This is a genomic window from Pantoea sp. OVA07A (assembly GCF_019969975.1).
GTDB classification, from domain to species: domain Bacteria; phylum Pseudomonadota; class Gammaproteobacteria; order Enterobacterales; family Enterobacteriaceae; genus Pantoea; species Pantoea agglomerans.
Genome location: NZ_JAHXYM010000021.1, coordinates 1 through 522 on the forward strand (window position 1 = coordinate 1; position 522 = coordinate 522).

The 522-nt window shown below is 37.9% G+C and carries 1 protein-coding gene; it reads left to right on the plus strand.

The window, feature by feature from the left end:
- A partial coding sequence (locus tag LC417_RS22280; RefSeq protein WP_304622698.1) for a 3'-5' exonuclease occupies window positions 1-522 on the plus strand: 522 nt, incomplete at both ends.

Consider the following 522-nt stretch of genomic DNA (forward strand, 5'->3'; position numbering starts at 1 on the left):
GGCAATATTCTGTCATTCGAAAAGGATTATCCGAATGCTAAGGCCATTATGCTTGAGCAAAATTATCGTTCAACAAAACGCATCCTACAAGCGGCAAATGACGTCATTCAAAATAATACAACACGTTATCCAAAAGAACTGCGTACAGAAAATGCAGAAGGTGAAAAAATTGTGTTGTACAAAGCGTATAACGAGCAAGAGGAAGCGCAATTCGTTGTACAAACAATCCAACAGCTTATTCAAAAAGAAGATCGTACATTTGATGACTTTGCGATACTATATCGTACAAATGCTCAGTCCCGTGTGATGGAGGAAGTGCTTGTTAAGTCCAATATGGCTTATCAAATAGTTCGTGGTACTAAGTTCTATGATCGTAAAGAGATTAAGGATTTACTTGCCTACTTGCGCCTTATTTCCAATAATGATGATGATTTATCACTCGCACGTATTATTAATGAGCCAAAGCGTAGTATTGGTGCCACTTCATTTGAAAAAATGGCGCGTTATGCGATTGAACAGGAT